The 24,077-nt window shown below is 69.1% G+C and carries 13 protein-coding genes; 3 read left to right on the top strand and 10 right to left on the bottom strand.

What is annotated here, in order from left to right; all coding sequences use genetic code 11:
• The first annotated feature begins 42 nt into the window (after nucleotides 1-42).
• Entirely contained in the window at nucleotides 43-2,877 is a 2,835-nt protein-coding gene (locus PLE19_14760; protein HPD16212.1) for a hypothetical protein, read from the top strand.
• Here PLE19_14760 and PLE19_14755 read toward each other — a convergent pair.
• From PLE19_14755 to PLE19_14730, 6 genes are all read right to left on the bottom strand, one after another.
• Entirely contained in the window at nucleotides 2,768-4,078 is a 1,311-nt protein-coding gene (locus PLE19_14755; GenBank protein HPD16211.1) for a DUF401 family protein, read from the bottom strand. The genes PLE19_14760 and PLE19_14755 overlap by 110 nt on opposite strands.
• Nucleotides 4,079-4,088: 10 nt before the next feature.
• On the bottom strand, nucleotides 4,089-5,072 hold the full coding sequence (gene yjfF / locus PLE19_14750) for a sugar ABC transporter permease YjfF (protein ID HPD16210.1): 984 nt from the start codon (nucleotides 5,070-5,072) through the stop codon (nucleotides 4,089-4,091).
• Nucleotides 5,073-5,226: 154 nt separating this feature from the next.
• The gene (locus tag PLE19_14745; protein ID HPD16209.1) at nucleotides 5,227-6,231 is read right to left on the bottom strand and encodes an ABC transporter permease; all 1,005 of its coding nucleotides are present in this window, start codon (nucleotides 6,229-6,231) and stop codon (nucleotides 5,227-5,229) included.
• Nucleotides 6,221-7,720 (bottom strand): sugar ABC transporter ATP-binding protein, encoded by a 1,500-nt coding sequence (locus tag PLE19_14740; GenBank protein HPD16208.1) that lies wholly within the window; start codon nucleotides 7,718-7,720, stop codon nucleotides 6,221-6,223. The genes PLE19_14745 and PLE19_14740 overlap by 11 nt, the downstream gene beginning before the upstream one ends.
• Before the next feature lie 57 nt (nucleotides 7,721-7,777).
• Nucleotides 7,778-8,716, bottom strand: a complete 939-nt coding sequence (locus PLE19_14735; protein HPD16207.1) for an ABC transporter substrate-binding protein — start codon at nucleotides 8,714-8,716, stop codon at nucleotides 7,778-7,780.
• 93 nt (nucleotides 8,717-8,809) lie between these two features.
• Nucleotides 8,810-10,111 carry an alpha-L-fucosidase gene (locus tag PLE19_14730; protein HPD16206.1) on the bottom strand — a complete coding sequence of 434 codons (1,302 nt, stop codon included), beginning with the start codon at nucleotides 10,109-10,111 and terminating at the stop codon, nucleotides 8,810-8,812.
• Nucleotides 10,112-10,333: 222 nt separating this feature from the next.
• On the opposite strand from PLE19_14730, the gene PLE19_14725 reads away from it, so the two are divergent.
• Nucleotides 10,334-12,214 carry a PEP-CTERM sorting domain-containing protein gene (locus PLE19_14725; GenBank protein ID HPD16205.1) on the top strand — a complete coding sequence of 627 codons (1,881 nt, stop codon included), beginning with the start codon at nucleotides 10,334-10,336 and terminating at the stop codon, nucleotides 12,212-12,214.
• Nucleotides 12,215-12,668: 454 nt separating this feature from the next.
• The gene (locus tag PLE19_14720; protein HPD16204.1) at nucleotides 12,669-14,333 is read left to right on the top strand and encodes a PEP-CTERM sorting domain-containing protein; all 1,665 of its coding nucleotides are present in this window, start codon (nucleotides 12,669-12,671) and stop codon (nucleotides 14,331-14,333) included.
• Here the strand turns inward: PLE19_14720 and pap are convergent.
• From pap to PLE19_14700, 4 genes are all read right to left on the bottom strand, one after another.
• The gene (gene pap / locus PLE19_14715) at nucleotides 14,330-15,838 is read right to left on the bottom strand and encodes a polyphosphate:AMP phosphotransferase (GenBank protein ID HPD16203.1); all 1,509 of its coding nucleotides are present in this window, start codon (nucleotides 15,836-15,838) and stop codon (nucleotides 14,330-14,332) included. The genes PLE19_14720 and pap overlap by 4 nt on opposite strands.
• 62 nt (nucleotides 15,839-15,900) lie before the next feature.
• Nucleotides 15,901-17,013, bottom strand: a complete 1,113-nt coding sequence (locus PLE19_14710) for a Gfo/Idh/MocA family oxidoreductase (GenBank protein HPD16202.1) — start codon at nucleotides 17,011-17,013, stop codon at nucleotides 15,901-15,903.
• A gap of 39 nt (nucleotides 17,014-17,052) precedes the next feature.
• Nucleotides 17,053-17,958 carry an NAD(P)-dependent oxidoreductase gene (locus PLE19_14705; protein HPD16201.1) on the bottom strand — a complete coding sequence of 302 codons (906 nt, stop codon included), beginning with the start codon at nucleotides 17,956-17,958 and terminating at the stop codon, nucleotides 17,053-17,055.
• Nucleotides 17,959-18,031: 73 nt separating this feature from the next.
• On the bottom strand, nucleotides 18,032-24,025 hold the full coding sequence (locus PLE19_14700; protein ID HPD16200.1) for a hypothetical protein: 5,994 nt from the start codon (nucleotides 24,023-24,025) through the stop codon (nucleotides 18,032-18,034).
• Nucleotides 24,026-24,077: the final 52 nt, after the last annotated feature.

The following is a 24,077-nucleotide window of genomic DNA, read 5'->3' as shown; positions in this document are numbered from 1 at the left end:
CGGTTGACGCCACGGCGCCGGGGCAGTAGAATCCGGGGCGGAATGACACACACCCCGCTTCACGCATGGGCAGTTCTCCTGAGCCTCGCTGCCGCACCCCAAGCCGGTGGGGTCTTTCGCGGCCAGCTCGTGGTCGAGGACTTCGAGGCCTTCGCCTGGGGCGAGAGCTGGGCTGCCGTGCAGTTCTCGCCAGGCGCCGATCCGCGCATGAAGGTGGAGACCGCCGAGGTGCGCTCGGGCCGCCAGGCCTGCCGCCTGGATGTGCCTCCCGGCGAGTCGGTCACCCTTGTGGCACAGTGCGGCACCGCCTTCGTCGGCCAAGGCGACAAGCCGCCCCTGCCTCTCCCGGGGGAGCCTGAGCGCATCGGCGTCTGGGTCTACGGCCAGCGCGGGGGCTACCGTCTCTGGCTTCGCGTGGTGGATGCGGCTGGAAAGACTTCCGACGTCGCCCTCGGCCCCGTAGATTTCGACGGCTGGCAGTTTCTCGACGGCCCGATCGCCGGCCTCGTCGGCCCAGTGGCATTGCAGGCTCTCCTGGTCCGAGGCGGCGAGGGGCCGCTCCTTTTTGACGACATCACGATCACCACCACTGCACCCCGGCCGCTTCACCTGACCCTCCGGCTCGCCACGCCCGGCGCCGACCTCGTCGCGGACGCGCCGGTGGAGTTCCTGGTGACGCTCCGCTCGCTGGCCGCCGAAACCGCGGAGGGCGCAGGCATGCTCTCCGCCTTCGACCCCGCCTCGCCCGGCCTCGCCCGTGCGGCCGTCGCCTTCCGATACGCGGTCTCTGCCGAACGGCCGTGCGCAGCCAGGCTTGCGTTGCGCCTGCCTCCCGGCGTCCATCGCCTCGTCGCCGAGACCAACAGCACGCGCGCGATTTGCCAGGCCGTCGTCCATCCAGCGAAGCCCTCCGCCCCCTGCTCGCCGGCAGTTGCGGTCCGGCGCTTCGGCCGGTCGGACGGCGCTCTCCGCCTCATCGAGAGTGCCCTGTCGCCCGCCCTGGCCATCGAGGGAGAGGGCCGTGTGCTCACGCTTTTCCGCGGGCTGCCCGAGGCGGGCCTCCGCGCCCCCCAGCACCTGTTGGCGCGCGTCAAACCGCAGTCCAGAGATCTCGAGGAGCCGTGGATGGTCTTCTGGTTCGGGGCGGCCCCGGAGTTCAAGCAGGTCACCCTCGCAGACGGCGCCCCGTGCCCGAGCTTCGATGTGCCGATCCTCCTCGTCCTCGACAGGCCCCCCGCGAGTTGGAAGCTCGACGACTGCCTGGAACTGGAGTTCCGCCGGCCCGGCTTCCGGGCCGCGTTGATGCCGCTGCTCGGCATCCGGCGCGCCGATCCATCGTTGACCTCCACCTGGAACAGCAGCGCGGAGTCCATGGCCCGGGTCGCGGACGCGTGCCGCTCCTGGGTTCCCCTTCTGCGCGCGCTCCCCATCGCTGTGAGCGAGGAGTACCGCGTGGACTCCGAGCGCGATCTGATCGAGGTGCGCGTGCGTTTCGATTACCTTTCGCTCGGCGGCCCGTGGGGCTCGGCGAAGCGACGCGTCGCGCCCGTGCCGCCCTTGCTGATGCTGGCCAAGCGCGCCGGCCTCTCCGTGCGCTTCTCCACTGACCCCGTGCCAACAGGCTGCCAGACATCCCTGGGCCCCTACTATGTCGTGCCCGACGCGGAGGGCTACACCTACTCGATCTCCGGCCTGTTGCGCTTCATCCTCACGGCGGTGGCGGATGTTCCGCGTGGGGTGCCCGGCGCGCAGATCGCGCTGGGCAGGAACTACCGGGCACTCTCCGACGACGTGCCCAAGATCCCCTTCTGGGTCGCCCACGGCGGCGAGGCAGGCCGGTGGGCATCCAACGCTCTTTCGCGCCTCATGCTCTCCCCAGCGAATGCCTCGTACACGTGCGACACCGATGGGTCCCGCCTGCGGGCGGCCGACGGCCTCTTGGCGCAGACCCGCGGCCTCGAGCAGGCCGAGGCGGCCGCCGCCGAGTGCCTGAGGGGGTGCTGGTACGCCGGCCTCCACGCAGGGCTCTGGGAGGAGTTGAGGCCGCGCTGGCGCCAGATTCTCGCCTTTCGCGAGGGTGTCGCCGAGCACGACGACTGGGCCACGCTGGGCCTCGGCTCACGCCCCTGGCCGGCCGATCTCCGCCTGAACTCCGAGCTCTACTTCGCTCGACTGGCGTCCCGCCTGGCCGGGCCCGACGACTACACCCGAGGCTGCGCGCAGGCGGTGAAGCTCCTGGTGGCCGCCTATGCTTTGGTCGCCGGCGCGCCCCGCTACTCCGAGGAGATCGGCTCGTGGCCGGACCTTGCCACGGGCAGGAACCGCGTCTTCAGCGCCTGCCGCTCCGGCAGCCTGGGCCTCACGCAGGGGCCCCCGCCGCTGGTCACCCATCCCACCGACGCCGGCTACGCCTTCGCCGCCGAGTTCCTCGGCGAGTATTACCGCGAGCGCTTCCGGAGCGGGCCCCTGGACTACTTCGGCCAGAGCCCGGCCGAGTGGTCGCAGCGGCTCTTCGTCACGATGGGCGGGCCCGAGGTCGGGCAGCGGTTCCGGCGCTCCGAACCGCCGGGACGCTGCTTTGCCACCAACTATGTCTCTTCGGTGGAGGACGGGCCTGACGGCTGGCCTGCGATCGTCTGGCGGTCTCATCGTGCCCCGGCGGGCGGCCCGCTCACGTTGGGCGGTATCGGCGCCTCGCCGGCCTCCCGCGGCCGCCTCGTCCGCCGCCAGACCGTCAACTCCAACCTGCGCCTCTCGGCCTATGAGGCTACCGAAGCCCCACCACCTCCCACAGGATCAGCGTCCCAATCGCCACCAGAGCCAGCAGGGCCATCAGCGGCAGGAGGCGGCGATAGACCCGGCCGAAGTCGGCCTTGAAGTACTCCCGGCTCAGCACCAGGCACAGGTGCACGGGCGACAGGAGCACGCCAAACAGCCCGCCGGCGTAGGCGAAGGTCATGCGGCCGTAGCGAACGGTCGCCCCCTCCACGATCAGCGGCACCAGCACCGGGAAACAAATGCCCACCGCCGCCGGCATGTAGCCCGTGAGCAGCCCCACCGCCAGCGGCACCGTGAACAACAGCGCCAGCGGCGGCACCCCCCACTCCGCGAAGATTCGCGGCAGGTCGGCCGCCGCGCCGTAGGCGTCCAGCAGATGCCCGAAAGCCAGCACACCATAGACCAGCACCACCATGGGCAGCTGGAACGTGGCCCGCGCCAGGCTGCACACGGCGGGCCACGGCACCCGGTTCAACACGAGAAACAGTGGATTCACCACCAGCAGGGCCGCCAGGAGCGCCGTCTGCGTCGGCAGCCCGACGGGCAGCTTGAGGAAGTTGGCCACGGCTAACGCCGCCGTGACGGCCACAGTGGCCACCACGGGCCACGCCGCCGCCAACAGCTCGCGCCAGTTCCCTGCCGACCCCGCTCCAGGGCCATGCGCAGGCGCCTTCACGCGGCGCAGCAGGAACGCCGCGCCGATGGCAATGGCCCCCAGCGTGAACGGCGAGGCCGCCAGGATCGTGGTGCCCAGGGGGGTGCCCAGGATGGCCGAGGCGAACAGGATGCCGGGGTAGAGCGGCCACGTCCACTCCCACACATGGCGAAACCAGTAGTTCACCAGCGTGCGGTCCTCGGGCGCGAGACCCAGGTCCCTCGTCAGTTCCTCCACCATTGGCGCCGAGAAGAGGGCCCCGCCAGGCATGGGCAACAGCCCCACGAAGGCCGGCGCCGCCGCCATCGCCGCCCGACGGTCCCGCAGCAGGGCCTTCAAAGCCGCCATCAGGCGGTCCAAGTGTGCCGCGTGCTTCAGCGCGTGGCCGAGAAACTGGATGAGCAGCACGAGCCCCATCAGCTCGAGGGTCTCGCGGTCCACCGCCGCCCGCCCGAGTTCCCGTGCGATGCCTGCCAGAGCCGGCCCCAGCCCGCGCGGGAAGCGCGCCCACTCGACCCCGAACAGCAGACCCAGCGCCACTGCCCCGGCCACGAGCGCGTAGCTCACGTCCACCCGGCGCCGAATCAGGTAGATCATCAGTGCGAAGACCAGGACGAGAGAGACCACTTCGAACAACGCAGCCACCCCCCGCGCGTCACGCGCTGCCCGGCTCGCCCGCCCCCGGCCGAGCGAAGAGCTTCTGAAGCAGCACGAACACGAGCAGCAGCGCGCCGATCGCCACGCGCGTCCACCACGAGCTCAAGGTGCCCTCGAAGGTGATGCCCGTCTGAATGATGCCGAAGATCAGCACACCCATGAGCGTGCCAGCCACATAGCCCACGCCTCCGGTGAGCAGCGTGCCGCCCACCACCACGGCTGCGATGGCGTCCAGCTCCATGCCCAGCGCGGCCCGCGGGTCCCCGCTCGACCCGTAGACCGTGTAGACGATCCCGGCCAGGGCCGAGCAGAAGCCGCTCAGCCCATAGACCAGCACCTTGGTGCGGCCAACGGGCACGCCCATCAGCAGGGCCGCCTCCTCGCTGCCGCCCAGGGCATACACGTTGCGCCCGAACACCGTTTGCGTCGAGAGGTAGACACCTCCCGCCACGATGGCCAGAAACACCAGGGCCGTCGCAGGCACCCGAGCTCCCGGCAGCGCCAGGCCCCAGCTCGTGAGGCCCCGGTAGAAGGGGCTGGTGATCGGGATCGACTCGATCTGTAGGACGAACCCCAGTCCGCGCGCCAGGAACATCCCGGCCAGCGTGACAATGAAGGGCGGGAGGCCAAAGAACCTTACCACCCCGCCCATCGCCAGGCCGAGGCACGCGCCCGTCGCCAGCACGGCCCCCATCGCCGCCAGGGGCGGTACGCCCGCCTTCTCCGTCAACACCGCCATGAGAATGCTCGACAGTGCCAGCACCGAGCCAACCGACAGGTCTATGCCGCCCGAGAGGATCACAAACGTCATCCCCACGGCCACGATGCCCAGGAACGAGTTGTCGCCGAAGAAGTTCACAAACACCTGGAGCGACAGAAACCCCTCCCCGCGGTACCGCACGGCGCACACCGCATACAGCAGCAGGAACACGGCCACTGTGGAAAGCAGCGGGACGTGCTTGCGGGAGAATGGGAGCTTCATGATGACGCGGGCCTCGCTCGGCGCCCCACAGCACAGGACGGGCAGGGTGGACAGGATGGATTCAATGGACGGAATGGACGGCCTTCCGCGGCACCGGCGCGCGGCGCGGCGCCATGTCCATCATGTCCATCTTTTCCGTCCCGTCCGCTGCCCATCACGCCCTCCTCTCTCGCCGCCCCGCCAGCCGGGCCAGCGATGCCCGGAACGGCTCGGACTGCAGCAGGCACACCCCCACGACGACGAGGGCCTTCACCACGAGCGTGTACTCGACGGGCACGCCGCGCGTGAGAATCGCCGTCGTGAGGGTCTGCATGCACAGCGCGCCCAGGATGGAGCCTGGGACATTCGCCCGCCCGCCGCTGAACGGCGTGCCGCCGATCACCACCGCGAGGATGGCGTCCAGTTCCACGTATTCGCCGCAGCGCAGGGGGTCGCCCTGACGGATGTCGGCAGTGTAGAGGAGACCGGCGACTCCGGCGCACAGGCCGCTGAAGCCGTAGACCAGCAACTTCACGAGCCAGGGGCGGATGCCGCACAGGCGGCTGGCGCGCTCGTTGTTGCCCACCGCCTCGATGGTCAGCCCTGCTGTCGTCTTCCGGGTCACGGCCAGGGTGGCCACCAGCGCGGCGGCCACGACGAATACGGTGAACGGCAGGCCCAGCCAGCTCCCCGTGCCGATGAACTCGAAGTCGGGGCGGTTGAAGCGGATGCGCTGGCCGTCGCTGAGCAGTTGCGCAATGCCGCGTCCGGCCACGAGCAGGATGAGCGTGGCGATAATCGGCTGAAGCCGCAGGAACGCCACGAGCACGCCGTTCCACAGTCCCGCGGCCAGCGCCACTGCGCTGCCGGCCGCCATCGCGGCCCACGCCGGCTGCGGCGGCGCGCTCGTGAGCATCAGTGCGGCCACCGTGCCCGCCATCGCCATCACCGAACCCACCGACAGGTCAATGCCCGCCGTCGCGATGACCAGCGTCATCCCGATGCTCAACAGCATCACGACGCTGCCGCGATGCAGGATGTCCACCAGCGAGCCGTAGAGCCGCCCCTCGCGCACCTCGATGGCTCCAAAGCCCTTGGTGAACAGCAGGTTGAAGGCCAGCAGCGCCGCGAGCGCCACGGCGGGCCACAGGTTGGGGTGATGCCGCCACCTAGGACCCATGTGACTCGCCCCCCGCGATCGTGCGCATGATCGCGCGCTCGTCCACCGCCTCGCCCGCCAGTTCGGCGACCTTGCGGCGCTCGCGCAGCACGGCTACGCGGTGGCTGCGCCGCACCACCTCCTCCAGCTCCGACGAGATGAAGACCACGGCCATCCCCTCGCGCGACAGCTCCTCGACCAGCCGCTCGACTTCGGCCTTGGCCCCCACGTCAATGCCGCGCGTCGGCTCGTCCAGGATCAGCACCCGCGGCGCCATCGCCAGCCAGCGCGCGAGGATCACCTTCTGCTGGTTGCCCCCGCTCAGCGTCTTCACCGGCTGCTCGGGGCCGGAGGCGACAATCCCCAGCAGCCGCATGAACTTCTCGGCCACCTCGAGCTGCCGCGCCCGCGACACCACCCCCGCCCGCGCCAGCCGCCGTTGCACGGCCAGCACGATGTTCTCGCGCACCGAGAGGTCGGGCAGGATGCCTTCGGCCTTGCGGTCCTCGGGGCAGAAGCCGATGCCGCGCCGCACGGCCGCCCGCGGCGAGCGGAGTCTGACGGCCTTTCCGTCCACGGCCACCTGGCCTGTCGTGGCCCGGTCGGCCCCGAAGAGCAGGCGCGCGGCCTCGCTGCGGCCCGAGCCCAGCAGCCCCGCCAGCCCCACCACCTCGCCCTTACCCACCGCAAGGTCGAACGGCTCGATGGCGCCGTGGCGGCCCAGCCCACGGGCTTCCAGCACAGGGCGCGCCCCGCTTTCGGCGCGCGCGGGAGCCCGGGAGCGCTCCATCGCGGCAACGGCGGTCGGGTCCTTGCCCAGCATGTGGCCGATCAGCGCCAGCCGCGTGAGGTTCGCGGTCTCGAACGTGCCGACGAGCGCCCCGTTGCGCAGCACGGTCATGCGGTCGGCGATCTCGAAGGCCTGCTCGACGAAGTGCGTGATGAACACCACGCTCACGCCCTGGGCCTTCAGGGCGCGAATCGTCGCAAACAGCCGCGCCACCTCCCCCTCGTCGAGGCTCGACGTCGGCTCGTCCATGATCAACAGCTTCGCCGAAATGTCCACCGCCCGCGCGATCGCCACCATCTGCTGGAGGGCCACAGAGTGCGAGGCCAGCGAGCGCCGCACGTCGAGCCGCAGCCCGAGGCGGGCCAGCAGCTTCTCGGCCTCGCGGTAGATCGCGGCCCAGTCAATCCACGCCGCCCGCCCGGGCTGGCGGCCGAGGTAGATGTTCTCGGCCACCGACAGGTGCGGGATCAGGTTCACCTCCTGGTAGATGGTCGAGATGCCCAGCCGTTGGGCCTCGAGCGGCGAGCGCGGCGTGATGGGCCGCCCGTCGAACGTCACCGCGCCCGCGTCGCGCGGGTAGACCCCCGTGAGGACCTTGATGAGGGTGGACTTGCCTGCCCCGTTCTCGCCCATCAGCGCGTGGACTTCGCCCCGGCGCACGGCGAAGTCCACACCGTCCAGCGCCACCACCCCGGGGAATCGCTTCACGATCCCGCGCATGTCCAGGATCAGGTGTTCTGGCTCTTTACTCCGCAATCCGCTGTCCGCATTCCGCAATCAGTACTGCCTCGTCTTGATGTCCTCGGCCGCTGTGGCCTGCTCGAACAGGCGGTCTTTCACCACGGTCTTCTTCGGGAGGGTTTCGCCCTTGAGGAGCTTCTCGACGGCGTCGAAAGCGGCCGGGCCGAGCAGCGGGTTGCATTCCACCGTGGCATTCAGCTCGCCGTCTATCATCGCCTGGAAGGCGTCGTGGATGCCGTCAATCGAGATCACGATCACCTCGGTGCCGGGCTTCATGCCGGCGGCCTTGAGGGCCTGGATGGCGCCGATGGCCATGTCGTCGTTGTGGGCGTAGACGGCCTGGATGTTCTTGCCCTCGGCCTTGATGAAGGCCTCCATCAGTTCCTTGCCCTTGGCCCGGTCGAAATCGCCCGTCTGCGACTTGAGGATCTTCATCTCCGGGAACTTGGCGATGGCCTCCTCGAAGCCCCTCTTGCGGTCAATGGCCGGCGCCGAGCCGGGCGTGCCCTCGAGTTGCACGATGTTGCACTTGCCGCCCGTCTTCTTCGCCAGCCACTCGCCCGCCATGCGCCCTTCCTCCACGAAGTCGGAGGCGATCAGCGTGGCGTACAGGCTGTCGTCGCTCACCTTGATCCCGCGGTCCACCAGCACCACGGGGATGCCGGCCGCCTTCACCTCGGCGAGCACCGGCTCCCAGCCCGTCTCCACCACGGGTGCCAGGATGATGGCTTTGACCTTCTGGGCGATGAACGAGCGCAGGGCCTTGATCTGATTCTCCTGCTTCTGCTGCGCGTCCGAGAACTTGAGGGAGATGTTGCGCTTCTTCGCCTCCTCCTGGATGGACTTCGTCTCGGCCGTCCGCCAGGCGCTCTCGGCGCCGATCTGGCTGAAGCCCACTCGCAGGCGATGCTCCTTCTCGGCGCAGCCGGCCGCGACCAGCGCTACCAATGCCAAGGCACGGCACACGTTGCGCATTGCTGCCTCCTTCTGGATTGCTCCGTCTGTGCTAGCCGTCTCATCGCTTCCCCAGCACGGATAGGACCGATAGGACCCAGGGTTCCCCGGCCCTCACTTCATGAACAGCTCCACCACGGGCACGGTCACGTTGGGTTTCACGACGGGCAGGGTGAGCGTGAGCGTCTTGCGGTCCCGCCCGTCGCTCATCTTCAGGTGGCCGGGCGGGTCGCTGAAGCGGATCTCGCTCGCGTCGTTGAGCAACTGGGCGTACTCCACGCGCCCCGCAAAGCCGTCCAGGTGCAGGTGCTGGAAGGGCCAGGCGAGGATGTGCACGTAGAGGCGGTTGGTCTCGGGGTTGTAGGTCAGTCGGCAGTCCTGCGGCGTGGGAAACTCGTCGGGCGCCTCGGTGCAGCCGTAGATGGCGCGGCCGTGGCGCCGCATCCACTGGCCCAGGCCGGCCAGGCGCTCGAGGGCGCGCTCGTCGAACTCGCCCCGCCCCGTCGGCCCCACATTCAGCAGCAGATTGCCGCCGCGGCTCACCACCTCGATGAGCATCTGCACGAGCTGCGGCACGCTCTTCCACGTCGCCTCGTCGCGGTGGTAGCCCCAGGAGCCGCTGAAGGTCTGGCACGTCTCCCACACCACCGGCTCGCCCCCCACCCGCACCCACTCGCGCGGCAGGAACTGCTCGGGCGTCTTGATGTCCCAGCCCCCGGGCACGTCCTCCAGGTCCAGCCGGTCGTTCACGATGATCCCCGGCTGGAGCCTGCGCGTGAGCTTCAGCAGCCGTTCGGAGTCCCAGTCCTTGCGTCCCTTGCCTGTGCCGTCGGGCCGCGGATAGCTGAAGTCGTAGAAGATCACGTCCACCTTGCCGTAGCCGGTGAGCAGTTCCTTCACCTGGCCGTGGAGGTATTTGGCGTACTTCGCCTGGTCGCGGCCCTCGTTCATCTTCGCGCGGTCGGGGTGGTTGCGGTAGGGCCCGATGTGCGGGTCCAGCACGTAGTGGGGGTGATGCCAGTCAATCAGCGAGTGGTAGAAGCCCACGTGCAGGCCCGCCTCGCGGAACGCCTCGGCCATCGGCCGGATCAGGTCGCGCCCGCACGGGGTGTTGGTGGCCTTGTAGTCGGTGAGCTTCGAGTCCCACAGGCAAAAGCCCTCGTGGTGCTTGGTCGTGACCACGAAGTACCTCATCCCCGCGCCCGCGGCCGCCGCGGCCCAGGCCTTGGGGTCGTACAGGTCGGGGTCGAAGCGTGCGAAGTACTTCGCGTCGTACACCTCGTTAGGGATCTGCTCGTTGTGCTTCACCCACTCGTGGCGGGCCGGCAGCGCGTAGAGGCCCCAGTGGATGAACAACCCGAAGCGCGCCTGCTGAAACCACCCCGTATCGCCCACCGTCGGTCTCGGCTTTCGCATGGCAGCTCCTTTCCGCAAGGCACCTGGGATGGCCGCCAGTATCGCAATTCGGCGCCGCGCCGTCAAGTGCGCCTCCGCCGCCCGCCCGCGCCTGCCTCCCAGTCCATCCGTGTCCATCCTGTCCATGCCAGCCCCTGCTTGACAGCCCCCCGCCATGCCGCTATACTCCTCAAACACCGCGTGCTCCATGACCTCCACCGCTTCAGTCCGAGGGCCGGTTCTGTGAGTTCCACCTTCCGCAGTCACTTCATGCCCGTGCGTCGCCTCCTTGCCGCCTTCGCCATCCTGCCGCTCCTGACCTGCTTGGCGGCAGCGGCCCCGATCTACCGCACGGGCGCCGTGCCCGGCGACACCGACTGGTTCACCGCCGCCAACTGGGACACCGGCGTGCTCCCCACGGACAGCGACGACGCATTCATCGGCGATACGGGTTACCTGACCCCCGCCATCGTGGACATCGCGGCGGGCGGGGCGGTGGCCGACAACCTGACGCTCGGCAACGACGCGACCTCGTCCGGCACCCTCAACCTGTTGCCGGGCGGCAGCCTCTCCGTGACGCACAACGTCGTTGTGGGCAGCGACGGCACGGGCGCACTCGTCCAGACGGGCGGCTGGCTCCAAGCGCTCTACGTCGTCGTTCAGGACACGGCCAGCCAGACCGGCGGCACGACCGAGGCGTTCGGGCTCGCCGTGACCAACGGGCGCGGCGGCGAGGCCCAGATGACCCTCGGCCCCGGCACCCTCACCACTGCCATCACATGGGTGGGCGTGGCTGACTTGCTGGGCACGGGGCCGGGTAGCGGGCGCTTCGACCAGACCGGCGGCACCCACGCCGTTCTCGCCAGCCTCAGCGAAGGCCAGGGCGGCTTCCTGGGCGTCGGCCTCCAGACCGGCGGCACCGGCGCCTACTCCCTCAGCGGCGCCGACGCCCTGCTTCAGACGCCCTCCACGGCGCTCGGCCTCGTCGGCGGCGACGGCACCTTCAGCCACACGGCGGGCACACATCTCATCACGTCCGACTCCTCGCCCATGGGCAGCTTCCTTGCGGGATTCAATCTCCCGGGCCTCTTCCTCGGCTTCGGGTTGGAGGAGGTGGAGGCATTCCCCGAGAGTTATGTGATTGCCTACCCCTCGACGGGCTCCTATTCCTTGACCGGCGGCACCCTCACCGTCACCCGTATGCCGGCCGATGCGCAAGCGGTCATCTGGCTGGGCACCTCAGGCACGGGCACGCTGCTCCTCGGCGACGCCAACGGCACCGGCACCCTCAATGAGACCGACCCGCCTCAGCCGATGGGCAACGAGGTGGGCGTGAGCCTTGTCCTCCGCCCAATGCCCTGGGAAGGGGGCGACAGTGCCACCGTGCGTGGCTGGGGCGCCCCCAGCCTCACAGGCTTCCTCTGGAACAACGGCCGCGTGATTGCCGACGGCTACGGCCAGGACCGCGACCTCGACCTGCGCAGCTTCTCTCAGGTCATGAGCCAGGCTGGCCTCGACGGCACCCCCCTCCTCCAGAGCGACGGCACGCAGGCCGGCTGGTACGCCCAGAACCACGGCAGGCTCCTCCTGCCCACCTACACCGAGGCCACACAGACCGGCTACGCCGTCCACTGGGGAACCGGTCGCTTCTATGACGAAGGTGATATGGGCACGCCTGTGAACTCGCTGGCCATCCTCCTCGACGGGCTTCTGGAGGGGCCCCCGCCCTTCTCCATCGCCCTCCTCGCCCCCGACCACGGCGACGTGCCCGCCGGCACCACAGGCACCATCCTGGGCATCTGGGACATCGGGGTTGTCGGCGGCCTGCCCGAAGGAACCACCGCCGACCTCGTGTTCCGCTACGACGACTTCCTGGCCGCCTTCATCGGCCTCAACGAGGCCGACATCCTGATCTACCACTTCGACGGCCTGAGCTGGGCGCCTCTCACCACGTTCGTGGACACCGAGGCGCACACCGCCATGACCAGCGGCGTCACCAGCTTCTCCCCCTTCGCCGTGGGCCTGAACATCACCAGCCAGGAAGCCGCCATCCCCGAGCCGGGCAGCCTCGCCCTCCTCGCCCTGGGCGGCCTGGGCCTCCTGCGCCGCCGGCGGCGGGCCTGAACGCTCCTGAGGCCAAGTCCCCGTCTCTTCACGGTCTGGCGGTCCGGCCTCGACTGGCCTGGTCCGGGGTGTGGGCATGTCTGCTGTTCCGGACCTGATGGTTCTTCGGTAGGGCCGAGGCGAGTGCCCGATGCGCGCAGCCTGCCCATGCTGTATCAATCCTGTGAGGGCGGAAGTGATACAGCATGGGTAGATGGGCGACGATTGGCGATTCTCGCGGCTCCGGCCATGCTTGCTCACTTGCGCGATGAGCAAGTATGGGATGGAGACTGGCTGGCGAGCGTAAGGTTCCGCCGCACATAGGGTTACGGGGTGGCCTCGCCGGGCCGCCCCACCCGCCCCACGCTTCCCGACGGCGGCCACGTCAGGACCGCCAGGCCCTGATGAGCCGAATTCCCCTTGACAGGCAGCCTACCCCCTGCTACACTCCTGCCAGTCAGTGGGGCCAGCCACGATGAGCAAGCGCGCCGTTCAGCGTCTGTGCCTCCTCGCACTCGCCGCCCTCGCGAGCGCCCACTCTGCGAGCGCCTTGGTCCTCTACTCCGACGACTTCAGCGGCGCGTCCCCTGCCCTCCTCAACGGGACCGTGCCCGACGTTTCGTTCACCGGCCAGCCCTGGACCGCCGGGTCCCTGTGGTTCGCCGACGGGTCGAAGACCTCCAACGGCAGCAACCACGCCTGGCTCCCCTTCATCCCCTATCCTGGCAACCGTTACACCCTGTCGCTGGACGTCAATCCGAATATTGGCGCGACGACCGACTGGTTCGCCCTCGGCTTCTCGGCCAGCAACGTCGTCAACAACGCCTTCCACGACGGCGCCAACCAGGCCGTCGCCTGGATGCTCAACCGCGACCAGGACTCCTCGACCTCGGCGTTCCAGACCTTCCTCGGCCCTTCCACCGCCAACGGAGCCAGCCACGACCCCAACCCCGACATCGTCGGCTGGCTCAACATGAAAGTCATCCTCGACACCCAGGGCGGCGCCTGGACCGCCGAGTGGTTCGTCAACAACGTCTCCATCCGCGGCCCTGTCGCCTTCGGCGCCAACCCCACCATCACCTACGTCGGCTTCGGCTCCTACAACAACACCCAGGGCTTCGTAGACAACTTCCTGCTCACCGCCGACTTCCCCCACGTGCTCCCGCCGCCGCTGCGTCGGCACTACACGATGGATGACAACGCCGCCAGCCCCACCGTCACCGACTCCGCCAACGCCCTCCACGCCGCCTACGTGGGCGCCAACACCGACGCCCGCCACGCCCCCGGCCGCATCGGCGCGGGCGCCCTCACCCTCAACGGCACCAGCGACTACATCCTCATTGACAACGGGGTGGACATTAACTTCGGCTCGGGCGCCTATCGCGGCCTCACGATGGCAGGGTGGGTGCGCACCACCGACCTCAACGGCATGCTCCTGTCCTTCCGCACCCAGGGCGGCAGCGGCAACCCCCTCGTCGAGCTGGGCGTGTGGAACGGCCGGCCCTTCGGGCAGATCCGCGACGACGCAGGCCAGGGCCTCCAAACCATCCAGAACGCCGGCCCCCTCGTCAACGACAACGCCTGGCACCACCTGGCCGTCCGCCGCCGCGACGACGGCTTCCTCGAGCTCTACGCCGACGGCCTCCTCGTCGCCGTCAGCGGCGGCGCCTGCACCGGCGCCATCACCACCAGCGTCTTCCGCGCCGTGGGCGCCGAGCTCCGTTGGGTCGCCGACAACGCCAACAGCGCCGATCAGCGGTTCCTGGCCGGCCTGGCCGACGACCTGGGCATCTGGAACGCCGCCCTCAGCCCCCAGCACATCGCGCTGATCCACGCCCTCGGCTACTTCAACGGCACCGACCTCGCCAGCCCCGACATCCCGGCCCTGCTCGACGCCTACAACGTGCAGGGCCTTGTGGCCCTCGCCAACAGCCAACTCTGGGGCTACGCCACCGGCCTCACCGGCCCGACTGGCACCGTCGCCGGCGCCATCCTCACAGGGAACGCCACCGTCGTCCTCAACGGCGCCGCCGGCACCGGCCTCGCCTTCCTCGGCACCGTGCCCGAGCCGGCCACCCTTGCCCTCCTCGCCCTGGGCGGCCTGGGCCTGCTGCGGCGCAGGCGGCGCCCCGCGGTTTAGGAGCCTGCCCGTCCATCTCCCAGATGCTGCTCGATGGCCGCGATGGCGGTGTCGAGCACCTTGATTCGGCCGTACCACTTGCAGTTGGCTTCCACAACCGTCCACGGGGCATAGGGGGTGCTGGTGCGGAAGAGCATCTCTTCGGCGGCGGCCTTGTACTGGTCCCACTTCTCGCGGTTGCGCCAGTCCTCGTCGGTGATCTTCCAGCGCTTGTAGGCGATGCGCTGGCGCTCCTTGAAGCGGCGCAGTTGCTCGTCGGCGGTGATCTGGAGCCAGAACTTGACGAGCACCGTGCCGAAGTTGGCCAGGTGGTGCTCCATGTCGTTGATCTCGCGGTAGGCGCGCTTCCACTCGGCCTGCGAGCAGAAGCCCTCGACCCGCTCGACCATCACGCGCCCGTACCACGAGCGGTCGAAGATGGCCAGGTGCCCCGCCTTGGGCATCTGGGTCCAGAAGCGCCACAGGTAGTGGTGGGCCTTCTCGACGTCGTTGGGGGCCGAGATGGGCACCACTGTGTAGCCGCGAGGGTCGAGATTCTCTGTGAGGCGGCGAATGCAGCCGCCCTTGCCCGCGGCGTCCCAGCCCTCGAACACGAGCACAACGGGGATGCGGCGCATGTAGATTTCGTGCTCGAGTTCGCGGATGCGCTTCTGGTTTCTCTTGAGCTGCTTGCGGTAGGTCTCCCGCCCGAGCGTCAGGGTGGTGTCCACCCCGTCCAGCACCGATGCTTTCAGGGCGTCTGGCGTGGCCTGCTCAGGGGAGGCCGGCGCTTTGCGCTGATCTGCCGTGCGCTCGCAGAGGGCCACGTGCCGTTCGAGAGCTTGCACAACCGTGGTGAAGATCTTGAGCGTGGCGAACCGCTGCTGGTGAGCCTCCACGATGGTCCACGGGGCAAAGTCGGTGTCGGTCTCCGCCAGCATGTCCTCCGCGGCGACGAGGAGCTGGTCATATCGCTTGTGGTCGCGCCAGTCGGCCTTCGTGACGCGCCAGGCGGTGTTAGGGTCCGCCTCGAGCTTCCTGAAGCGGCGCTTCTGCTCGTCCTTGGAGATGTGCAGGAAGAACTTGAGGATCACATGCCCGTCGTCGGCCAGGAGACGCTCGAACGAAACGATGTCCTCGAACGACTGCGCCAGGGCCGCTCCCTTGACAAGGCCCGCCAGGCGGTCGGCGCGCACACGGCGATACCAGCTTCGGTCGAAGATGGCGAAGCGGCCCCGCGCCGGCAGGCGATTCCAGAACCGCCACAGGAAGGGCCTCAGGGCCTCATCCTCCGTCGGCGAGAGTGTGCTGTAGACGTTGAACCCACGCGGGTCGAGGGGCAGGATCAGTTCATTGATGAGCGTGCCTTTGCCCGCTGCGCCCCAGCCCTCGAAGACGATGATGACGGGGATACGCAGGTCCCTGGCTTTCCGCTGAAGAGCGGCCAGGCGCAGGTCGAGGCCGTCCTTGGCCTTCTTGTAGGCGGCCTTCGACACTTTGCGCGAGAGGTCCACCTTCTCAAGCACGGGCAGCCTCCTTCCCAGGTCCACGCGGCTGGCAGCATCCTGCCGGTCGCTGGCGCAGCGTGTCAATGTCCGCCCGACGGGGGCTCGAGCGAGCACGCGTCCCGCGTGAGCGGTTCGAAGGACGTGCGCAGTTCCTGTGCGCGGCCCGTCGCCGCCGCGCGGTAGCCTGCCTCGATGATGTCTATCACGTGGCGCGCGTGCTCGGCGCTCGCAATCGTCGGCGTGCCGTCTCGAACCCAGTCCACGAGCTGCATGAGGTCCTCGAAGACATGCGACTCGCGCATCTTCGCATGCTCGCCGGTCACGTGGGGCTGGTGGTCGCCCGGAAGCTGTTGCGACTCGCCATTGAGCTCGGCGCCCACGACGGAGCCCGCCGTGCCGTAGATGTTCGGGTGGAAGCCCTTGGTGACCGACCCGTGCACGGTGCCGTAGGCCACCGCAAACAGCGCGTGGCCGAAATCCAGGAGCAGGAATGTCGAGTCGTCCATGTCGCACCGCAAGGGTTGGCCGCGGAACTCGCGGTGCGGAAGCGCGAGCCCCGAGAAGGCGGCGACCCGTCTCGCCGGCCCAAGGATGCCGGTCAGATTGTGGAGGCAGTAGACGGTGACGTCGTATTGCGGCCCGCCGCCGGGCTTCCGGAAGTACCACGTGGGGTCCACCTGGGTGAGCACGTCGTCCCACTGGCGGAACTCCTCGTTGAGGTGGTAGTTCCCGGGCGCAGCGCCGCAGATGGCCCAGATGACCTGGCCGATAGCGCCGTCGAGTATCCGGCGGCGGATCCGCCGGTTGTAGGGCATCAGCATCATGCCAGGCGATGCGACGAGCTTCACGCTGCGCCGCTGCGCGCGTGCGATCAGATCGTCGCACTCCGCGACCGTGGTCGCCATCGTCTTGTTGAAGTGCACGTGCTTGCCGGCTTCGATGGCCGCCACCCCCTGCTCGTAGTGGAGGCCAATCGGCGAGCACAGCGTCACGGCATCCACGTGCGGGTCGGCGAGCAGTGCCTCCAGCGTCTCGTAGGCAGCCGCGACGCCGTAGCGTTCTGCGGCCGCCTTGGCGCGCCCCGGCACCGGGTCGCACACGGCGGCAAGCCGGACGCGGTCACGGACGTCCGGCAGCGAGAGATGCATCAAGGCGCCCCGAATACCGATGGCGCCGGCGCCCACCACTCCCATTCCGATAGCACTGGTCATGGTTCTCGCCCCCAGGCTGTTTCAGGATGGCTTCGGGATGTCGCGCCACGAGGTGCGGGCCCTCCAGCCCACCGCGCGCTTGAGGCGCTCGTTCGACAACAGGCTCGAATGGGCGGGGAGGTCCCGCACCAGCGGCATGAGCTGCGGCTTGAAGCGCTCAATAAGGTCGCGGGAGGGTTCCACCGCGCTCGTGTCGTCGCTGTTACAGAAGTAGAAGCCGTGGGGTTCGATCTCGGCCGCGGCCTCCATCAGCAGGCGGTGGGCCGACGCCACGTCCTCGCTGCCGACCCAGGCCCACAGCCACGGGTTCCAGCTCTTCGCGGGTCCCGCCCATCGGGCCATGTCGGCGCGGCGTTCCGGCGGGCAGATGCCGCAGGCGCGCAAGGCGTAAGTCCGCATGCCATAGGCGCGGGTGTACGAGCGGAGGAGTTCCTCGCCGGCGAGCTTGCTGTAGGAGTAGCTATCCTCAACGTCCGAAGGGTGGGCCTCGTCCACCGGCAGGTATTGGAAGGGGAACTCCCGGGCCGAAATGCGGTAGCCGTGGCCGAGGGCGCAGTTGCTGCCGGTCATCACGAACACGCCGATCCGGCGCGCGACCGCCGCCTGGAGCAGGTAATAGGTGCCAAGGATATTGGCACGAATGGTCTGGTCAAAGGGGATGCCTTTCTCCTCGGCCTGCTTACGCCCAGCGGTGGGGTGGTCTGTAGGCCAAGGCTGGGCGCCCAGGTGTTGGATGGCCTCGATGCCACCCTCTGTTGCTCTCATGCAGTCGCCGAAAACCGCCAGGTCACCCTGCACCCAGGGCCACCGGTCGGCGGCGTCGGGCCGCGTGCGCGACATGAGCACGAGCTCGTGGCCCGCGGCCTCGAGCTCGGAGATCACGAACCGCCCCAGCCTGCCGCTGGCGCCGGTCACCAGCACCTTCATTGCTCGCTCCTGTCACATCCATCGGGTCGGAGGAGGCACCGCCCACGCAACAACGCCGGCCTGCCCGAACGCCTCACTTGTAGGCCTCGACCTCGCTCAAGCCGCTCGGGGCGCTGTCGGCGACGTAGGCGTGGACGCCTAGCAACTGCACAGGGTCGCCCGCCAGGGGCAGGAGTCGCCAGAACTGGTCGTTGCCCACCACGCCTGCAAGCACGACGCCGCTCGTGGAGTCCTTGGGGTCGAACCCCGAGAACACGGCGAGACTGGTGGCAACCTCGGACTGCTTGGTCACGCGGTCATAGGTCGCCACGAGCCTCAGCTTCGTGGGCGTCTTGAGGTCCACTGTGAGCCACGAGCCGCGGTAGGGGGCGAAGACGCCCTGGGCGCTCGCCCACGGCTTCATCTTGCCGCCGCCGAAGCGTTTGCCGTCCACCGCCTCCAGCGGGTCCACGATCGGCTTCAGCCAGGGGCCGGCCACCGAGTCGGGGTCGGTGTTGAACCACCAGATGGCGCAATCCTTCGCGGCCCCCGGCGCAGCGCCGTCGCCCTCCAGCTCGGTCAGGGCGCCGCCCAGGTCCTCTCCCACTTCCTTCACGATCTCGGCGCCCGAGCTGTTCGCGGGCCTCACGTAGGCCACATTGGCGCTCGGCCAGCGGAAGCTCCACAGCGAGCAGTCAGCGACCTCAAGCGGCCCATCGGACGCGACGATCACCTTTCCGCCCGGGCCACGGAAGGGAATATCCACCTCGCGGTACTCTGGCGTCGGAAGATCGAGAAGGAACTCCTCGCGCCCGTCCTTGCCTTCGGTGACCACCGTGAGCTTCTTGCTGCCCTCGGGGCGGCGGTAGACGAGGTGCAGGAACTGCTCTCTGCCTTGCGACGAGGAGGCAAGCTCGATGGCTGTGGTGACTGGGTAGAAGCGGAGGCCGCATTCCCTGCGTCCCTCGCCCTGGGGCTTCCAGGCGGCGGTCTGCTTCGCGTTCAGGCGCTCCTTGGCGAGAGCAAGCGTGCCCGGCCCGCGATAGCTCCACGGCGCCGGGTAGTCCGTCGTGCGGGCTTCGGCCCGTATCTCATGCTTCTCGCGGTCGGCGGCTTCGGCTACATTGGTGCGCCGCGCCTCCCTGCCCTTCGCGTCGAGAAGAAGAAGCGGGCCGTCGCTGGCGCCCACGAGCGTGCCGACATGCGTTGCGGCCACGAGGGGCGCGACGCCGCCGACCGGCGTGGTCCACTTCTCGGCTCCGTCGGGGCCGAACGCTCTGACCTCGCCCTTGGCAACGCCAACCACGATGAATGAGCCATCGGGGGCCACGCCACCCGAGGTCAGGCCGGGAACCGGGACGCGCTTGACCTGCCCTCCGTGCGCGATGACCAGCAGGTGCCTGAAGCCAAAGGCCGCGGTGGCGCCATCCTCCGAAATCCACGTGCCGACCCCGTCGCGCGGCCCCACGCGGCCCCGCCCATCGTCCTTCGTGCCCTCGATGACGACCTCGTCGCGGACGACCAGCTTGCCCGCCTTGTCCACAACGAAGACCCCGCTGTCGAAATCCGACAGAGCAGTCGCCACACCGTCCTTCGCCACAGCGGCGAATCCCGTCAGGGCCGCGTAGGGCGACCGGCGGGGCTGGTCCTCGCGGAGGCGCCAGACGACCTTGCCCGTGGCCGCCTCCAGCAGGATTGCCTCGCACGACGTGGGCGTGAAGGCGGGGTAGCCCATGCCGCCGAAGCGGGGCCGCGTGTCCATCGTGAGGAACAGGTAGCGGCTGTCGGGCGAGAAGGTGGCGCCGACGGGGAAACGCGGCGTGCGAATCTCGTGGCGGAACCGCACGTGGGGCACGTCGTCGTAGCGCGGCCACGCCGTCTCGCCCAGCTTGCCCACGAGCATCCCCGCGGGCCTGCCAAAGGCCGCCAAGACGCCGTCCGGCGCGACAGCGAAGCCGCCCTGGTAGTCGGGCGGCAGACGTTCCGTATCCCCCGAGTAGGCGGTCACGGTCGCGGCCAGCGTGCCGTCCGTGCCGATGCAGCGGAGGATGATATCGTGAGCCGTCGGGTAGTGCCAGCCGGGGTGGGTGGCCGTGACCTTGAGATCCAGGTCCCACAACCGGCCCTGCGAGTCGATCCGCAGTTGCGGCAGCATTCGCGCCTCGATGGCCGCGGTCCCCGTCACTCTGCCCGCCTCATCCACGAACGCCAGCGTATCCTTCTTGCCGCTGAGCACAGCAACGGCCTTGCCCCCTGGCGTGGCAAGGAGGCGCCGAAAGCGGCGGATGGGGGTGAAGTTGCGATAGGGCTGGGGCACGGGCCTTGCCTCGGTGCCGGTGGCCGCCAGCTTCCCGCCATCGGGAACAGGCCTCTGCGCGGCTGGCGGTTCGTCCCTGGCGGGGAAGACGCCAGCCAAGCGAGCGGCGGCCCGCTGGATGCCCTCGACGTCGTTGCCCACGACCGCTACGACCTGCCGGTCGGCCATGAAGGGACTGAAGCAAACGACGAGCCTCCCCTGCCCCTTCCCCGGCACATTGGGCGTCTCCATCCACGGAGTCACGGCTCGGAGGCTCTCAGCCAGCATGCCGCCCGAGAAGACGATGCAGTCGGCCCCCACCGTCCACGGCGGCTCGATCTCCGCGTAGCCGCCGCGCTCGGGCTCGTGCGACCTCGTCTTCTTGTTGATGTAGGGCTCCAGACTCTGGCGGTACCCGATGAGCCGCCCCGCCGCGATCTCCTGGAGCCGCGCGGCATCCTCGGGCCGCGGATACCAGCGGACAGGGATCGTGTCGAACTCCTCGGGCCTCACCTGCCACAGCCTGGCCTTGAGGGCATCGGCCAGCTTGTTCGCAATGGGGAGCAACGCGGCCTGATTCGGCTCCACGATGACCCACTTGGGCTCCTGGCGGGCGAGGAAGAAGCGGAGATGGTCAGGATGGACAAGATGGACGTCGGGGACCGGGCTGGCGGGCGGGGGGCCTGCGGCGCCGGCCACAGGGAGGTCAAGGCTGGCGGTGAGGCCGGTGATGAGTTCCTGGGCAGAGAGCTTCCAAGCTCCTGGGGCATCCAGCGCGGGGAGGCTGAAGGCCGCCTCGTCGCCTGCTGCGCGGTGAAGGGTTTCGCGGAGCTTGCCGCTGGGGTCGGAAATCGTGTAGCGAACAGGGATGGGGCCAAGGGGAGGCCCCTCCTTCCCAGCAAGCACCTCGCATGAGAAGGCGAGAGAGGAGCCAAGGCGTGGCGTCCCGCGCGCCTGGAGCCGCACCGCCGTGGGAACCGGTCGGCACAAGGCCAGAACCGTCGTCGGCTCGGTGAGGAGGTCAACCAGCACCTCGGTTCGCCCGCCCTTCTCCGAGGCGGACAGGGTGACCTGCTTCACCAGGTCTCGCACAATCCAGCCCGTTCCCTCCAGCGAGACCGGTAGCCTCTCGGTCGGCTCGAAAAAGTCGGAGTGCTTGCCCTTGCTGTCGGCAATCACCACCACATAGCGCATCGGCACGGCGTCAAGGGTCACCACAATCGCTCGGTCGGGGTCCGTCGTGGCCAGGGGCGTGACGCCTGCACTGGCGAGGGCGTCGGCGAGCGGCTGGCGCCAGTTGGCATCGAACTCCTCCCAGAGGGCAGCGTGGCTCTTGGCCCCGAAGCCCTGCATCTCCCAGATGTGCTTGATCGCCTTGGGGATGACGATGGCATCGGGCACCTTGGCGAGGCAATCGCCCGTCATCACGACCTTGCCCCCCCGCTTCTGGAACGCCTGGATAGCCTCGAGGGTCTCGGGCAGCCAGGGCTGCTGCTGGCGCACGACGAGGAGCACCTTCGTGGTGGCCGGAATGCCGGCCTTCAGCACGTCCTGCTCGGCCAAGATGACGGGCGCGCAGCCGAGACGGGTGAGGTGGCAGTAGAGGGCGTGATAGGCGTAGTACGTGCGGTCGCCAAATGCCTGCTCGGCGTCGGTGGCCAGGATGGCGAAGCGCGCGTCGGGCTTCGCACGGGCCGCGATGGCGCCGTAGAGGGAGCAGAAGGCCATGCCGGTGCCGCGTCGGGCCAACTCCTCGAGGCCGAACTCGGCCTGCATCGGCACCCCGCCGCCGTCGAGGCCGCGCCCGAAGGCGTGGAAGAGGTCCTTCATCTTCCCCTCCGACGACGTGCCCCAGCAGGTGGTGACCCAGACCGGCTGGCCGGGGAAGTTCCCCTTCGCCCAGTCGGTGGTGAAGCCGGCCGACATCGGCCAGTTGCCGAAGTCGGTGTAGGTCTCGTAGCACGAGGCGCTCATGTCGCCGAAGAGGTAGCGGGTGGGCTTGCCTGCGTCGTGCCCGGCGTTCTCGAAGAGCGTGCAGACGGTGCCCGGCCTCGCCTGGCGCACGGCCTCGTTGTAGAGCCTGTTGTGGACGCCGAAACCGAGACGGTACTGGGCATGCCAGTAGTCCACGGCCTCCCGCATGATCTTCCGCGCCTTCTCGCGCGCGGCGGGGTCGTCGCTGAACTTGTTCTCCTGGTACCACTTCCGCTCCTCGCGGGTCGGGTTACGGAAACCCGCCTTGGCCACGTTCTCGGCGAGGGCGCGATTGCGGTCGGCCACGTGCGCATCGCACGGCACGCCGCCCTCGGCGTAGCCGAACAGCGCGGGGAACCAACTGTAGTTGACGCCGAGGAAGGACGGGTAGTCGGCGGTCTGCTGCGTGAAGACTTGCATGTGGCGGACCATGCGGTCTACTGACGGCTTGTAGCTGTGGTGATAGGAGAGTGTCTCGAGGTAGAGGCCCGGCCCGCGCAGCGGCGTGAGGTCAATGAGGCCGATCTGGTGGCGCAGCATTCGCTCGAGGAGCACGTCGTTCGGCGCCTGGCGCATGGCGAGTTCAGCCGGGCCGGCGACCTGCTTCAGCGCCTCGGGGTCTATGCGAGGCATTCTCGTGTCGAGAATGCTGGTGTGACCCGTGCACGAGGCCATCTCGACGCCCGCATGGCGCAGAACCTCCAGCCCCTCGTCCGTCGTCGGCCAGCAGCCCGTGCAACCGCTCATCGTGTGGACGAAGAAGGGGCTGCGTCGGGACGACGGCCAGGCGACAATGGCGAGTGAGATTGCCTCGCTCTTGGCGGCCCCCGCCTCCGCCCACAGCCGGTAATCACCGGGCGGCAGGGCGCTCATCCGCACCCGCACCTCGCGCGAATCGAACTCCGCGCGTTCCACCGCGGGCAGCGGCACCTTGCCCAGAGGGAGCGTTCGCGCGTTGGCCGGCGTCGCCGGGATGCAGGACACCACGGCTTCCCCGCCGGGGAACCCTCTCGACACGATGATGGCGAAGACCGGCTCCTCCGTGTCGGCGAAGACGCTTCGTTGTCGGTGCGGGACGAGCCAGAGCTTGCCTTCGGGCGCTCTCGGCTGGGCAGCGGCCTTCGGCGTGTCCCTGAGCGTCAGGCGCAGGCCATTGCCGACGACAGCGACCCCCTCGGCAAGTGCCCCCGCCTCCACCCTGCCCTCGGGCGTGACCGTGAAGTCTCCCAGGCTGGAGTTGTACTTCACCCCGACGGGGAGCCAGATGGCCAGCGGGTTGAACCGCGCCTCCTGGCGTAGCAGGGGGAGTTGCCCCCAACGCAGCGAGACCGCAATCGGCACAGGAGACCCGCCCGCATCCACCGCGTCCAATCGCACGCACGCGCACCGGATGCGGACCTCGCCGTTGGCGATCTGGATGGCGGGATGAGGGGAGCTGAGCCTCCCGTTCTTCATCCACAGGGGGATGTTGCCGGGGCTGAGGACGTGCTCGCCCTCCCGCACCTCCCGCCGTCCCTGAGTGGGATACGTGGTCCGCATTCCCACGCCCGCCTCGTCGGGGGCTTCGCGGGGCGCGATCACATCGTCCCCACCAAGCTGGAGGCGGACGGGGCAGGTCTCGGCGGCAACGTAGGCGGGGACGGACCGCCAGAAGAGGCGGCCCGCGATTCCCTCGTTCGGCCGGTCCGCGGTGACCAGGCGGAAGAGCGTGCCGGTTCCCGCCTCGTCTGCGGCGTCGAGCTCATCCTGGGCTGCGAAGCCCCCGGCCGAGCACGCCCACGTAAGGAGCGCCAGGAGAATCACCTTCAGCGTGCGCATGCCAACACACTCTCGGCGCATCGCACCGACACATGAGGGCAAACCGCCCTCG

This window comes from Planctomycetota bacterium (assembly GCA_035384565.1).
In the GTDB taxonomy this organism is placed as follows: domain Bacteria; phylum Planctomycetota; class PUPC01; order DSUN01; family DSUN01; genus DAOOIT01.
The sequence above is the reverse complement of the archived record's forward strand: the minus strand, read 5'-3'. Positions and strand labels throughout refer to the sequence as shown.